10 protein-coding genes and 4 pseudogenes are annotated in these 13,864 nt (G+C 64.3%); 5 read left to right on the top strand and 9 right to left on the bottom strand.

Going from position 1 to position 13,864, the window contains the following annotated elements:
* The first annotated feature begins 751 nt into the window (after nt 1-751).
* From KF886_26755 to KF886_26735, 5 genes are all read left to right on the top strand, one after another.
* Nucleotides 752-1,000, top strand: coding sequence for a plasmid stabilization protein (locus KF886_26755; protein ID MBX3180961.1), 249 nt, complete (start codon nt 752-754; stop codon nt 998-1,000).
* A complete protein-coding gene (locus tag KF886_26750) occupies nt 997-1,419 on the top strand; it encodes a type II toxin-antitoxin system VapC family toxin (GenBank protein MBX3180960.1) in 423 nt (140 codons plus the stop codon). Before KF886_26755 ends, KF886_26750 begins: the two co-directional genes overlap by 4 nt.
* A gap of 187 nt (nt 1,420-1,606) precedes the next feature.
* Complete coding sequence (locus KF886_26745) at nt 1,607-2,338, top strand: methyltransferase domain-containing protein (protein ID MBX3180959.1); 732 nt, start codon at nt 1,607-1,609, stop codon at nt 2,336-2,338.
* Nucleotides 2,339-2,468: 130 nt separating this feature from the next.
* Nucleotides 2,469-4,082, top strand: coding sequence for a peptide ABC transporter substrate-binding protein (locus KF886_26740; protein ID MBX3180958.1), 1,614 nt, complete (start codon nt 2,469-2,471; stop codon nt 4,080-4,082).
* 49 nt (nt 4,083-4,131) lie between these two features.
* Nucleotides 4,132-4,914: an SDR family oxidoreductase gene (locus tag KF886_26735; protein ID MBX3180957.1), complete on the top strand. Its 783-nt coding sequence runs from the start codon at nt 4,132-4,134 to the stop codon at nt 4,912-4,914.
* 16 nt (nt 4,915-4,930) lie between these two features.
* Here the strand turns inward: KF886_26735 and KF886_26730 are convergent, their stop codons facing one another.
* The 9 genes and pseudogenes from KF886_26730 to KF886_26690 all read right to left on the bottom strand — a co-directional run bounded on the left by KF886_26730 (nt 4,931) and on the right by KF886_26690 (nt 13,786).
* Nucleotides 4,931-6,091 (bottom strand): HlyD family efflux transporter periplasmic adaptor subunit, encoded by a 1,161-nt coding sequence (locus KF886_26730; protein MBX3180956.1) that lies wholly within the window; start codon nt 6,089-6,091, stop codon nt 4,931-4,933.
* A complete protein-coding gene (locus tag KF886_26725) occupies nt 6,088-6,774 on the bottom strand; it encodes a DUF4956 domain-containing protein (protein ID MBX3180955.1) in 687 nt (228 codons plus the stop codon). Before KF886_26725 ends, KF886_26730 begins: the two co-directional genes overlap by 4 nt.
* Complete coding sequence (locus tag KF886_26720; protein ID MBX3180954.1) at nt 6,774-7,562, bottom strand: polyphosphate polymerase domain-containing protein; 789 nt, start codon at nt 7,560-7,562, stop codon at nt 6,774-6,776. Before KF886_26720 ends, KF886_26725 begins: the two co-directional genes overlap by 1 nt.
* Nucleotides 7,563-7,586: 24 nt before the next feature.
* A complete protein-coding gene (locus tag KF886_26715; GenBank protein MBX3180953.1) occupies nt 7,587-8,357 on the bottom strand; it encodes a lamin tail domain-containing protein in 771 nt (256 codons plus the stop codon).
* A pseudogene (locus KF886_26710) lies at nt 8,331-8,792 on the bottom strand (lamin tail domain-containing protein). The gene KF886_26715 and the pseudogene KF886_26710 overlap by 27 nt, the downstream one beginning before the upstream one ends.
* A gap of 675 nt (nt 8,793-9,467) precedes the next feature.
* A pseudogene (locus KF886_26705) lies at nt 9,468-10,961 on the bottom strand (CotH kinase family protein).
* A 192-nt stretch (nt 10,962-11,153) separates the two neighbouring features.
* A pseudogene (locus tag KF886_26700) lies at nt 11,154-12,551 on the bottom strand (PKD domain-containing protein).
* Nucleotides 12,534-12,890, bottom strand: a pseudogene (locus KF886_26695) (PKD domain-containing protein). The pseudogenes KF886_26700 and KF886_26695 overlap by 18 nt, the downstream one beginning before the upstream one ends.
* A 221-nt stretch (nt 12,891-13,111) precedes the next feature.
* Nucleotides 13,112-13,786 carry a hypothetical protein gene (locus KF886_26690; GenBank protein MBX3180952.1) on the bottom strand — a complete coding sequence of 225 codons (675 nt, stop codon included), beginning with the start codon at nt 13,784-13,786 and terminating at the stop codon, nt 13,112-13,114.
* Nucleotides 13,787-13,864 lie beyond the last annotated feature (78 nt).

Genomic DNA, 13,864 nt, shown 5'->3' with positions numbered 1-13,864 from the left:
TGAGCGGGGAGACGACGGGACCCGGATCGCCGCCGTTTATCCGATTCGCGCCTTCGGCGCGATGCGGGCGGGCCGCCCGCGCTCCCATTCGTCCGCACATCCGTTGCGGCGCGGGATTCTATCGTCGAGGAATCAAGCCAGCTTCATTCCGCTAAAGAATCAACGAAAGTGCAATTCTTTAGCCGTCTGAAGTAGTCACCCTCGTCGCACCCAATGGTGGCGGCTCTCGGTGATCGAACACCGTCATCCCCACGAAAGGGGCTGTCGATTTACTTAACTCACCCTACACTATAGAAGGAATGAGCAGATTCGTCAGCCCCGCGAACGCGGGGATCCAGCAACGCGAACGCACAAACCTCCGAATTCCTCTGGATTCCCGCTTTCGCGGGAATGACGCCATAGGGCGTTAGCGCAAAATTTTAGGATATGCGCTCACCGCACACGTTAAACCGACAGCCCCGAAAGTGGGGATCCAGAGACCATGCAACGTTAACCTCGCAAACCCTCTGGATTCCCGCCTTCGCCGGAATGACGAATACATCCAGTGTACGTAAGGCGTCTAGTATCGGCGAACGCCTTACTTCAGACGGCTAAAGTATTACACGGAAGTGAGCGTGTTGGAGCGCCCTTTCTATCATTGCGGGTGGCTCGCATGGCGCCCGGCCCGTACAGGAAGTCTTATCGCCCATTCCCCTACCAGTTGGCGGCAATGCAATCATTGATTACAATGATTGCATAAGGAGCGCGCAATATGGCCAGTATCACGATCCGTAATTTGCCCGACAACACCAAAGAAACCCTGCGTGTCCGGGCGGCGGAGCGGGGCGTATCTCTGGAGGCCTATGTCCGCAATCTCCTCCAGGAGGAATTGGCCCGAGCGCCGGACAGGCCGTTCGCCCTCGCCGATGCGGCCCGCAGTTTTTTCGGCCCGAAACATGGCGTCGATTTGGAATTGCCGCGCCGCGAGACCCGCCGGGCGACCCCGGAGTTTGGTGGGTGATTATCCTGGACACCAACGTTATTTCGGAATTCATGAAGAAAGCGCCCGACCCCAGGGTGGTGGCATGGGCCCGGCGGCAACGGGCAAAGGAACTGGCCGTCAGCGCCATATCCGTTGCCGAAATCGGCCGGGGCATTGCCCGATTGCCCGAGGGAAAACGGCGGACCGGCCTCGCAGAGCGCTTTGAGGGATTCATGGCGGCGGCATTCGAGGGGCGGGCGCTTCCCTTCGATACCGCGGCGGCGCGCGTCTACGGCGATCTTGCCTCCGCCCGCGAAAAAACCGGCCATCACGCCGATGCCGTGGATCTCGTGATCGCGTCCATCGCGAGGGCCCACAAGGGGGCCATTGCCACGCGGAACACCGGTGACTTCACGGGCTGCGGTCTGGCTTTAATCGACCCCTGGTCGGATGGGTGATTTGTCGCGGCTCTCCGATTATGTTTGACCTGCGCGTATGCCGAATAATGCGGCGGCTACCGCCGGCTGAACGGTCTCGCAATTCTCGATTCCCCGTCTCTCCGCAATTCGATTCTTTGACATTCCGCCGGAGGGGCGCATACGATACGCGGAGTAAGCCGCGATCCCCACCCGAAAAAGGATCAACGTGCCCGCCATTTCTAGAGAAGCCGCCTCCCGCAATGCCCATGCCGAAGTCTATGCCCTGCTGGGCGAACGGCTTGCCTCCGGCGCGGTCCTCGATATTCCGTGCGGTTCAGGCGCCTTCCTGCGGCGCCTGCTCGATGGCGGATATACAACCTGCGGAGCCGACATTGTCCCGCATGAGGCCGTTCCGCCGGATGCGAAATTTCTCGCCGCGGACATGAACGACCCCCTGCCCTATAAGGGCGCATCGTTCGACGCCGTGGTCTCCATCGAAGGTATTGAGCATATCCGGCGCCCCTTTGATTTCATCGGCGAATGCGCGCGGATCCTCAAACCGGGCGGCCTGCTGATCCTCACGACGCCCAACATCTCCAGCCTGCGATCGCGCTGGCGCTGGTTCCTGACGGGTTTCCACAACAAGGGCAAGTACCCGCTGGACGAGACGAACCCGAGGCCGCGCCACCACATCAACCTCCTCTCGTACCCGCAGTTGCGCTACATCCTTCATACCGCGGGCCTGCGCATTACCCGTATCGAAACCAACCAGATCAAGATGGCCTCCTGGCTCTACGCGCCGATCGCGCCGATCGCGCGCCTCGTCACCGCGTGGATGTTGATGCGCGGCGCCAGGGACGCGGCGCTGGCGGCGCTGTATCGTGATGTCGCCCGAGATCTGTATTCGCGCCCCGTATGCTTCGGAGAAACCGCCGTCCTGGTCGCCCGGAAGCCATAAGCCAGCACGCCCGCGGCCGTACCGCCCCTTCTTTCGCGTCAACCGGACGCACCCATTTCTCCCGGCGGCGCGGCGCGTTTATAATGGCGTGCAGGCGAATACATGCTTACAACCCAGGAAGGAACCCCCTGTGCGTATTTCAGCCACTGCCCTGGCCCTGGCCGCCCTGCTTACCCTCTCCGGATGCGGGGGATCCCCGCGCGGCGCGGCGGACAACGTGCTCCGGATTAACATCAACGTCGAGGTCGCGGATCTCGACCCGCAGCTCGTCACCGGCGTCGCCGAGCACCGCGTAAACGCCGCGCTCTTCGAAGGCCTCACCGACCTCGACCCCGCCACATACGAGCCCATCCCCGGCGCCGCCGAATCCTGGGACGTCTCCGAAGACCAGCTCACCTACACCTTCCGCCTCCGCCAGGATGGCAAGTGGTCCAATGGCGACCCGGTCACGGCCAACGACTTTCACTACAGCTTCAAGCGCATCCTGAGCCCCGGCCTCGCCGCCCCCTACGCCTACCTGCTGCATTGCGTGAAGAACGCGCGCGCCTTCAACGCCGGCGAAATCGCCAGCTTCGACGAGGTCGGCGTCAAGGTCATCGACGACTACACGCTCGAGATCACGCTCGACCACCCCACCCCCTATTTTCTCGCGCTCCACATGCACCAGGCCTGGTTTCCCGTGCACCAGCCAACCATCGAAAAACACGGCGCCATGGATCAGCGCGGCACCCCCTGGACCCGCGCCGGGAACCACGTCGGCAATGGCCCCTTTCGCCTGACCGACTGGCGCCCCAACGAAATCATTCGGGTCGCGCGAAACGACCACTACTGGAACCGCGACACCGTGCGCCTCGACGGCATCGAGTTCTACCCCATCGACAACCTGACCACCGAGGAGCGCAGCTTCCGATCGGGCAAGATCCAACTCACCGGCGACGTGCACATCGACAAAATCCCGGTGTACCAGGCCGAAAACCCGGACCTGATCCACATCGACCCCTACTTCGGCACCTACTTCTACCGCCTCAACACCACGCGCAAGCCCTTTGACGACCCCCGCGTCCGCCACGCCTTCTCCCTGGCCCTGAACCGCGAGGTGCTCACCCAAAACGTCCTCAAGGGCGGCGAGACCCCGGCCTTCCACTTCGTGCCGCCGGGCGTCCCCGACTACACCAGCGACGCGCCCCTCGCCTACGACCCCGATAAGGCCCGCGCACTGCTCGCCGAGGCCGGCTATCCCAATGGCCAGGGCCTCCCCGCCATGGAAATCCTCTACAACACCTCCGAATCGCACAAGCGCATCGCCGAGGCCATCCAGCAGATGTGGAAAAAGGAACTCAACGCCGAGGTGCGCCTGCTCAACCAGGACTGGAAGGTCTATCAAGACACTACGAAAAAGCTGAACTACGACCTCGCCCGCGCCGGATGGATCGGCGATGTCGTCGACCCGATGAACTTCCTCGAACTCTGGCAGACCAACGGCGGCAACAACGACACCGGCTACGCCAATCCCGCCTACGACGCGCTCATCGAACAGGCCTACAACGAGCCCGATCGCGCCGCGCGCCTGGCCCTGCTGAAGCGGGCGGAAAACCTCATGCTGGAGGACCTCCCCGTCATCCCCATCTACTTCTACACCCGCAAGTACCTCCAGGCGCCCGAGGTCAAGGGCTACGTCCCCAATGTTCTGGGCTACCTCCGCTTCCAGGAGTTCTACCTCGAACGCGAGACCGCCGCCCCCTGATCCGCCGCCTGCTCCCCGCTGCCCCGACCGCATAAGGCCATCCAAGCCCATGAGCATTCTCGACACCTTCTCCCTCGCCGGAAAAACCGCCCTCGTCACCGGCGGAGCCGGCATCGTCGGCAAGCAGATCGTCCGCGCCCTCGCCGAAGCCGGCGCGCACACGGTCGTCGCCAGCCGAAACCTCGATTCCCTCGAAACCCTCCGCGCCGAGTTCGCCCGGGAAGGGCTGACCATCCACCCGCGCCAGGTCGATCAGGGCGACGAGACCTCGATCCTCGCCCTCCGCGACGCCACCCTCGCCGATCGCCCCAACATCGACATCCTCGTGAACAACGCCGTCCTGCGCCCCATGAAGGGCTACCGCGACGAGGCCGCCGCCTTCGACGCCAGCATGCACGTTAACGCAACCGGCCTCTTCCTCATCACCCGCGCCATCGGCGATGTCATGGCGGAGCGCGGTGCCGGCTCGATCATCAACATCGGCTCCATGATGGGAATGATAGGCCCCGAACCGGCCAACTACGCCGGCACGAACATGAGCGGCTGGTATCCCGACTACTTCTTTCACAAGGCCGGCATGATCAACTTCACCCGCTTCATCGCCAGCTACTACGGGAGCCGGAACGTGCGCTGCAATTGCCTCTCGCCGGGCGGATTCCAGACCGAAAACCACCCGGAGGCCTTCGTGCGCCAATACAACGAGCGCACCTGCCTTGGGCGCATGGCCAATGAATCGGATCTCATGGGGAGCGTCGTCTTCCTCGCGAGCGACGCCGCGCGCTACATCACCGGAAGCAATATTCCCGTGGACGGCGGCTACACCGCCAAGTAACGCCGCACAGCCCCGCTCACGTCGCCGCGCGCAGCCGCACGTCGAGCGCTTCACCAGGACGGAACACGTTCTCCGGAAGGTCCCCCACCAGCACCTGCAGCCCGTGTTGCGGCACAAGCGGGTTCGCAAGCAGCCGCGGGGGATACGGCTCGATGTGGGAACCCACCTTCAGGATCGTCCCCCGCGCCATCACCTTCGGTTGCGTTCGAGAATGCAATTCCACGGTGTCGCCCTCGCGGAAGCCCGCCGCCGGCGCCATGCGCTCGTTCACAAACGCCATCACGCGCGTGGCCGTATCGCCCACGATGGTCATGATCGGATCCCCCGCCAGCATCGACTCCCCCGGACGCCGCGTGATCGACGCCACGCGGCCGCGAACCGGCGCCCGCAGCACCAGCGCCTGCCGCCGGCTCTGAACCTCCCGCACCGCCGCCTCCTGCGCCGATATCTCCGCCCGCAACGCCTCCAGCAGCGCGCCCGCCGCCGCGGCCGCGCCATCCACCGGCACAAGCTCCTCCCGCCGCCGCTCCGCTGTTTTCCGGTGCGCCTCGGCCAGCGCGATGGCCTCCTTGTCCTTCTCGATCTTCGTCCGCAGCGCCTCGTGGGCCAGGCGCGTCTCGTCATACGCCGCGTCGTCAAGAATACGTTGCGCCTTCATCGCTTCCTGCCGCTTCAGCTGCACCCCCAGGCGCTCCAACTCCACCTTCTCCGTCTCGTGCTGCACCAGCCGGTCCAGGTGATCGAGGCGCGCCTGCTCTTCGTTCACCAGGAAGCGCCGCTGGTCGCTCTGCAACGACGCCTGCTGCAACTGTTGCTCGTTCTCCAGGCGCAGGCGCTCCGCTTCCAGCGTCGCGCGCGACTGATCCAGCAGCGCCTCCGCCACCGCAAGCTCCGCGCGGATAAGCGAGTCGTCCATCAACCCCACCACCTGGCCCGCCTCCACCACATCCAGCACGTCCACGGCAATGCTCTGCACCGTGCCGTCCAGCAGCGGCGCGACAAAGGTCGTCGGCGCCTCCGCCACGCCGATGGCGTTGACATAAACCGGCTGCCGCTGGAATAGCGCCACCGTCGCGATTATGGCAAGGCCCCAGATCGCCACCGGCAGGTAGCGCTGACGCCACAGCAGCAGCAGGCGCGAAAACGGGGTGCGTATGGGCCGTTCGTCGCCGCTCATACCTGCGCCTGCTCCTCGTGCAATACAAATGTCACATGGGTGATGCCCGTCACGTGTTTCAATTCGCCCACCATGTCATCCGCGCGGTCCGGATCCCGCATGATAAGCCGGTACGCCAGTTCGCCCTGGCCGCTCTCCTGAAATCGTTGCGAAACCAGGTGCGTGCTGCGGCAGTACCGATCCAGAATCGACTGCGCCGCCTCCCGCCGGCACTGCGCCGTGTCCAGGTGGATGCGCACAAAGCCGTCGCCGAGGCTCAGGTTCCCGAAATGCGTCCAGCGCAGGTAAAAGAGCAACAGGCAAAACACGGCCGTGCCCAGGATCGCCAGGTGCGCGCTGCCCGTCCCCGTCGCCATGCCGATAACCAGCGCGAAGAAGATAAACGCCGTGTCCCGCGTGTCCTTGAGGATATTGCGGAAACGGATCACCGCGAGCGCGCCAATCAGGCCAAACGCGATCACGATATTGCTCCCGATAACCATCATCGCCAATGAGATCAGCACCGTCAGCAGGATAATCGACTGCACGAACGCGCTCGAATACGACAGCCCCGTGTGCGTGTACATATACGCCCACGCCGCCACCTGGCCCAGGATAAACGCCAGCAGCAGCCCGAGCAACGCCTGTTCCAGCGGGAGCTGGCCGGGCGCGGACGCCGCCGCCATTTGCGCCACGGTATCCATCAGGTGTACGCCTCCAGACGCCCGCGAACGCCCACGCCCTCGCGCTGGAGCCCGTCCACGCAAACCACGTACTTCGCGAAGGAATCCCGCAGCAGGTCGAGCCGCCGGATCATGTCCTCCACCCAGATTGGGAACGCGTCCGTAAACTTCACTTCCAGCACCATCGGCTCGCCCGGCGCCTCGAACCAGTAGGGCGACGCCTCCCAAGCCGGCGGATCGTAGCGATCGCTCGGCAGGCAGGTAATATGGCGATCAAACGTAATTCGCAAGGGCTCGTCCATCTTCCCGATCCACGCCTCCCGCAGGTAGCGAACCACCACCCGCGGCGTCGCGTCCAGCCGCTCCCGGAGGTCGTGAAAATGATACAGGTTCTCCAAATCGCGCTCGGGGTAGAGCAGCATGTCCGGCGTGATGGGGGAGCCGTGCGCCAGGGCGTCGGCGAACTTCGCGTGCACCACCGCGCGATCCTTCTTCACGATCTGGTTGTACCGGCGCTTCACCTCGAAATAGCACGCGTGGCCGTTGCCACGGGCATAGGTCCGGATCCGCAGCTTCTGGCGCCGCTCCTCGCCCCGCGAGGAACTCCAGTACATGTTGAGATCCGGCGAATCCAGGTAGATGCTCGTCACCGGGTACTCCTGGCCGTTCGGATCGGGATCCATGAACGGCCGCAGGTGCTCGCGGATCGCCAGGGCGTCGCTCGCGCGAATGATATACTTCGCCTCGAAGCGCTGGGACACCGCCGGCGGGTGATCGCCGTGGTGCGTATGCCGTCGTCGCCGAAACATGCTCGCGTCCAAGTCCACGTTCCGCTACGGCGCGCCGGGGGTCGGGGACCCCGCGGTCCAACTCGCCGGATCGTTGCCGAAAGCTATCGTACTCACCCGCCGCAGGGCGTCTCCGCCGCCGTTCGCGCTCGGCGGCCAGGGAGCCGTCGGATAGTAGCGAACATGGTCCTCGCGGAAGAAGACCTGCTCCACGCCCTCCTCGGGCGATGCCGGCTTCGAAAGCTCCACGCCCTCGCCCGCGTTGTCCAGCCGCCCGCCGTAGGGGCCGAGCACCGCCACCCCCGCCGGCGCCGTGTACGCCGCGCTGAATGCCTCCGGGTTGCGCGCCACGATTAGGTACCCGTTCGCGGGGATGAGCGTCCCGGACGGGAAGCTGTACTCTATCCCGTTGGTGAAGCGCCACGGCACGGTGTTCCGCCCGCCCAGATTGATGGAAACGGACGTGGTGTTGTACAGCTCAATGTATTCCTCCTCCTGGTTGCCGGACGGCGGGTTGTACATGATCTCGGTCATAATCACCGTGCCGAGGCGCGGCGGCGCATTGGCCGCGCCCGGCGTGCTTACGCTCATGGACACAAACTTCGCGTCGCCCTCGCTGGTCACGTAGCGGCCGAAGGACACGCCCGTCTCCGATGCGCCGAAGTCCTCGCCCGTCCGGTACCCGGTCAACATGCCGTCCGAACCCGAACTCAGGTAGACCGCCTCGCCGTAGGAACTGAACGCGAACGGGATCAGCGCGTCGGGATTCTCCGGATTGCCAAAGTGCAGATCCTCGTAGAACAAGAGATAGCCCATGGCCGGGATGATCGTGCCCGCGGGAATCACGTACTTCTGCAACTGGCTCGCGCTGTCGCTCAAGTACCAGCCGCTCACGTCGATCGCCGCGCCCGACGTGTTGTACAGCTCCACCCAGTCCGGCGAATCGGCGTGGGAGTGGGCCAGCAACTCATTAATGACAATCGAGTCCGCCGAGGGCACATTCCCATCGTCGCCGCTCCCCGGCGTCCCGCCGCTCAGGCTGCTCGGACGCCAGTTCGACGGATCGCTCCAGCCCGTAATCGGATCGAGGCCCGTATCCACGATCGTCAGCGTGTGGCCCTCCCCGTCGGTCACGCGGTGCCAGTCATCGCGGTAGCGGAACTGGTGGATCACATTGCCCAGCGCATCCTCCAATACGATCCGCTCGCCTCCATTGCTCAGGCGGCCACCAAACTCGCCCGCCACGTTGATGCCCGGGCCGTAAACGCTTTCGAACGCCGCCGTGTTCAGGACCACCACGATATACGCGCCGGGCGCCAGGCTAATCGAGGGGAAGGTGAAACTTACACCCGCCGTGAAGGCCACGCCGGTCAAATCCACCTCGGTATCCCCGATATTCCGCAGTTCGATGAACTCCGCGTCGGGGTTCCCCGCCGGAGCGTCCATCGGGTGATACATGATCTCCGTGATGCGGATCGAATCCCGCACCGAAGCCGGCGAATAGACCGCATGCGTCAGCGCGCTCCACACGCCATTGTTCAGGACCCGCGCCTTCACGGTCGTGGTCCCGTCCAGCGTGATCGCGCCGGTATACATGCTCGCACCGGGGGCCACCTCCCCCTGCGGGCCATTGTTGGGGTCCAGGAAGTGCGGCAGACGGGGATCCGGCCCGTCCAGCGTGTAGTAAACCGTGCCCGAACCATTGGTGTGCTGGATCGTCAGGCTGTCGCCCGCCGCAATTTCGCCCCCGTGCCGCGGAGAACCGTTGATAAACAGGCGCGGCGCGCTCAACTGCGGGTACCAGCCGCGGGCCCGGAGCTGGCCAAGCACCACCGCCGTCCGCGTCGGGAAGAAACGATCCACCACGTCGTCCACCGCCGGGCGCCAGTGCCCGTTTCGCGTGCGCGGCGGTTCCGATGGGTCCAGCGTGGCGTCGCCCCACCGCGCGGACTCCGAAATGATCGCCAGATCCAGCTCCTCCAGGCGCTTTTCAAAACGCGCCGTCGCCTTCGCCGGCGTAAGCGCGCCATCGTTGAAAAAGTGCTTGTGCGCCGCGTCCGCGAACGCCATCCGGTATTCCGGGTGCGCCACAAGCTGCTGGTGCAGCGTCTGGGGATTAAAATGGCGGAGGGTGTAAAGGTTGGGGTGTTCGTACGGGCCCGTCCGGTCCACCGACGCGCCCAGCTGCTCAAACGGATACCGCGGGTCGTCCGCCAGGTGCGCCAGAAGGCTGTGCTCCGAATCAAACGAGAAGAAGTAGAACCCGTCCGGGTTCACCCGGTTGTACAACATCCAGATGTTGTTGGCGCCCGTGTCCCGAACGAAGTTCCCCATCGCGTCCGTCCCGTCGAACCACCACGACACCGCCGAATCGAAGTTGCCCGTGTAGTAATGAATAAGCATATACGTGATCAGGTTTTCCTGATTCAGATATTTCGGGTGCAGCAGGCTGTCCGATCCGTCCGGCTCCTTCCCCTGAACACGGTAGTAGTTGGCGTCCGTCTCGAAGCCCTCCATCGCCGCCTCCCAGAACGCCCGCCACGCGGTGTCATTGCCGTCCGCCACCACGCTGTTCCGCCGGATCGCGTCGTAGTCTTCCTCTTCGCCGCCGAAATAGACCTGGCCGTATTCCGCTTCCGTGCGCTCTTGCGACTGGTAGACGCCCCAGTACACGCCGTTCAGATACACGTGGTAGTAGCGGCTCCGCGTGTAGGGCTGCCCCATGTCCCGCTGCGAGTCGCGGGAAAACACCTCCCGCGCCATCGTGTTCAGGTCGCCCAGGCCCTTGCCATCGGCATCGCCCAGGTTCCAGGAGTAGTCCGAATCCGTGCGCAGGCCCAGCTTGTCGAAGTTGCTCGCCCCTTCGTCGCCAAAGAGCGGGAAGCGAAGCCGCGACATGCCGTAATCGCTCCGGAAATAGATCCGGAACGCGTGCTTCGGGTTGTCGCCCCGGCGGCTCCAGCCGCCGCGGATGCGCAGGCCCGCCGGTACCTGGAAGGTCTCGCCGCCGTCCGGGTCGAGCAGCTCCAGCGAGATCGGACGCTCCCAGGCCCGCCCGGTCCGGCGCGCGTTTACGTAAATGCCCGTGGAGGGGTCGTTCAGATTATCCAGATCGGTCGTAATCGAAAGCGTCTTGATCGAAAGCAGCGACTCCTTCATCAGCGCGGTGTATGCCGGATCCTGCGTCACCTCGGGATCCATCTCGTAATCGAAGACCTGACGATCGCCGTCCGTCGTGTTCGTCACCGTCCCCACCGGGGGCCAGCCCGGAGGCGAGGTCCCGTTCGGGTACTGGTTGATCACGTCATTCAGGAAGAGATACGTCTGGGTGTAAATCGTCCCGGGCGCCTCCGAACCCACAAATACGCCGGCCCGGATATTGGCCGTCGTCGAGATCCGCACGGGGGCGGTATACGCCATTCCGTTCGACGGGGTGGGCACGGTGCCATCCAGCGTATACCGGATCTGCCCGCCGGGTGTCGGCGTCGACAAAATGAGATCGAACGGGCTCTCGTAGAAACCGTGCCGGTGGCTGAAATAGACCCGCGGCGCCTCGGACGGCAGCACCTCGATAAAGTCGACCTTGGTAATCGATTGCTCCAGCCCGCCGCCGGATACCGTCAGCGATACGGAGTAATAGCCGGGTTCCGTGTACGTATGTTCGGGATTCCGCTGCTCGCTTCCGTTGCCGTCGCCGAAGTCCCAATCCCAGGTGTCAATGGCCGTTTCGCCCAGGCTCGAAAAATCGCTGAATTTCACGGTGAGCGGAGCCGCGCCGGAGGTCACCGTCGCGCTGAAGTCGGCCTCGATAACGCCCTCACCCTCGCCCTCACCCTCACCCTCGCCCTCGCCTTCGCCCTCACCTTCGCCTTCGCCTTCGCCTTCGCCTTCGCCTTCACCTTCACCTTCACCTTCACCTTCACCCTCACCCTCGCCCTCACCTTCACCTTCGCCTTCACCTTCACCCTCACCTTCACCCTCACCTTCACCCTCACCCTCACCCTCACCCTCGCCTTCACCGCCGACGCCATCGAATGCGCCGAAGGCCGAGAGGCGCGTCAAATCAAGACTGACCTGGCCGTCGCCCCGAAGCACCTGCGTGACGGCCGCAGGCTGCCACGACCCGGATCCCGCAACAATGTACAAGCCATCTTCCGGATCGCTGCCCGCAACGGTCGGAAACGAATACAGGGTCGCATCGCCCAGCGAATCCGCCGCGGCGCCGCGAATATCCACGTGGATCGGGTACTGCCCCACGCGGCTGTCGCTAACCTCGGTAAAAGACGCGCCGCCGTCCCGGCTCACGAGAAGGCTGATCTCCATAAAGGGAACGCCCGGGATCGCCGCGCCCGGCAACGGATTCATCATCGAAGCCTCACCAACCCCTAACAGGCTTGGCAGATCCGTGGACACGATCGCGACAAGAATCCCGATTTCGTTCGCCTGAACCAGCCCGCGCGGAACGGCTGCCCGAATGGTGGAAACCGCGCCGGTGTCGGGTTGCAGCGCAATGGAAAGCGCGGATTCTCCCGACGCGGAGCCATCAATACGCAGCGCGCCGGCGTTCCGGGTCTCCCCGGTTTCGGCAACCGTGACGGCGGACAGCCACAGGTCCCCGTCGGCTTCAAGCAGCGCGAAGGGGTTGTCCGGCAGGCCGTCGTTCAACGCATCGTCGCTCGCCGCCGCCAGGGCCACGTTGAAGCCGGATTGCGCAATGAGGGCGCCCCCGGGAGAGAAAACGCGCGCCGACTCCGCCTCTACCGTGTGGACGCCCTCGGCCAGCGCGGCCACGTCCCCGCCAATGGCGACGAAGGGGCTGCTGTTCGCCAGCGCCGTCTCGACGCCATCCAGCCGGAACGCTACCGACGCCGTGTCGGCTTCGCAGTCCGTGCTTGCCGCAAACACCAGCGGCGTGGCGGAAAGCCCGGGCGTAACCGTGATGGTGGCGCCGTCGCGCGGCTGGTCCAGGGAAAGGGCGGTCTGTTCGCACGGGGCCGAAACCGCTATCATCCCGGTCCGCGTAAGGGTGTCCTGGCCTTGCGGCGTCGTGACCGTGAGCTTGACGGTATAGGTCCCCGGAATCGCGTAGGTGTGCTGCGGAGCGGATCGCGTGCTTGTATTGCCGTCGCCAAAGTCCCACGCGCGGCTCGTGATAAACGACGAGCGCGGGTCGGATTGGTCCGTAAACTGGACCGTGAGCGGCGCAAGGCCCGAGGTGGGAGCCGCGCTGAAACGCGCGGTGGGGGCCGTGCCGTCATTGTTGCCGCCGCCGCTGGGGCAGCCAGCCAGCCCCGCCCAGAGCGTGATGGCCGCGGCCAGCACGCCCGCTTGCCTGAACTGCGTGATCATATATCGGATCTCCCGGGCCGCGAATTATTCGCGGGTAGCGGGACGCCAGCCGGGAAGCAGGCGCCCCCGCGCTGTAAACCTTACTACCACTCGGGGTCCGTTATACCGTTATTCGGGATAGCGACGCAAGCTTATGTACGTAAAAAAATATTCTACAAAACCACGGCGAGACCCGACGCAATCCGCCCCATACCGGAAAAAAGGCCAACGTGGTGCGGCAATCACCTCGAAGGCGCGAAAAGGCTCGACGCGGGCTTGGAATCCAGTTGGATATTCGCAATGCGTTCAGAGATCCCCACGCTCCCGTCGGGCTGATAGATGTCGATCTTCCGGTGCATGCCGAGTTCCTGATCGATAAAGAAAACCGCCTTCGAGAAGGGGATCTGCGGATCCTTCGCCCGCCCCTCTAACACAAACACCGCCCGCCCGTCCGCCGTGGCGTTCGGAAGCACCGTCAGCTCCATATCCCGGACCATTGCCTCGATCAGCGCGGCCCCGCCCAGCGGCAGCGCGCCCTGGCGCAGCGAGGGCGGCCCCTGCTGCTTCTGGGACTGCCCCATCAGCTCGGTCGTGGTGTGCACGTTTTTCCCGTCAAACAACACGTCCAGCTTCATTTCCATGACAAAGGGCTCGGGCAGCCGCGCCGCCACGGTCTTCCGGTACATTTCCTTCTTATCTTCCCGCAGGTAGTGCACCTGCCCGCTGCCGGTGAGCGCCAGCGGCGTCTCCGTGAACGGCATAACGAAATCCAGGGTCACGTCGCCGGTGAGCGAGCTCACGTTCTTCCAGGCCGCCTCCACGCGTTCCTTGATGGCGTCCAGCGTGGGCGTTTCGGCGGGAGCCTGGGCAACCGGCAGCAAGGCCGCCAACAGGACTAGATTGTGAAAAAAGCGCATGCGTGCTGTTCCTTTTCGGTTCATCCGGTTTGAGCGTACGGTATCATTCATCGGCGTTTCTCCGTGCCCGAATTATCC

This window comes from Candidatus Hydrogenedentota bacterium (genome assembly GCA_019637335.1).
In the GTDB taxonomy this organism is placed as follows: domain Bacteria; phylum Hydrogenedentota; class Hydrogenedentia; order Hydrogenedentales; family JAEUWI01; genus JAEUWI01.
This window is presented reverse-complemented; position numbering and strand designations above follow the sequence as displayed.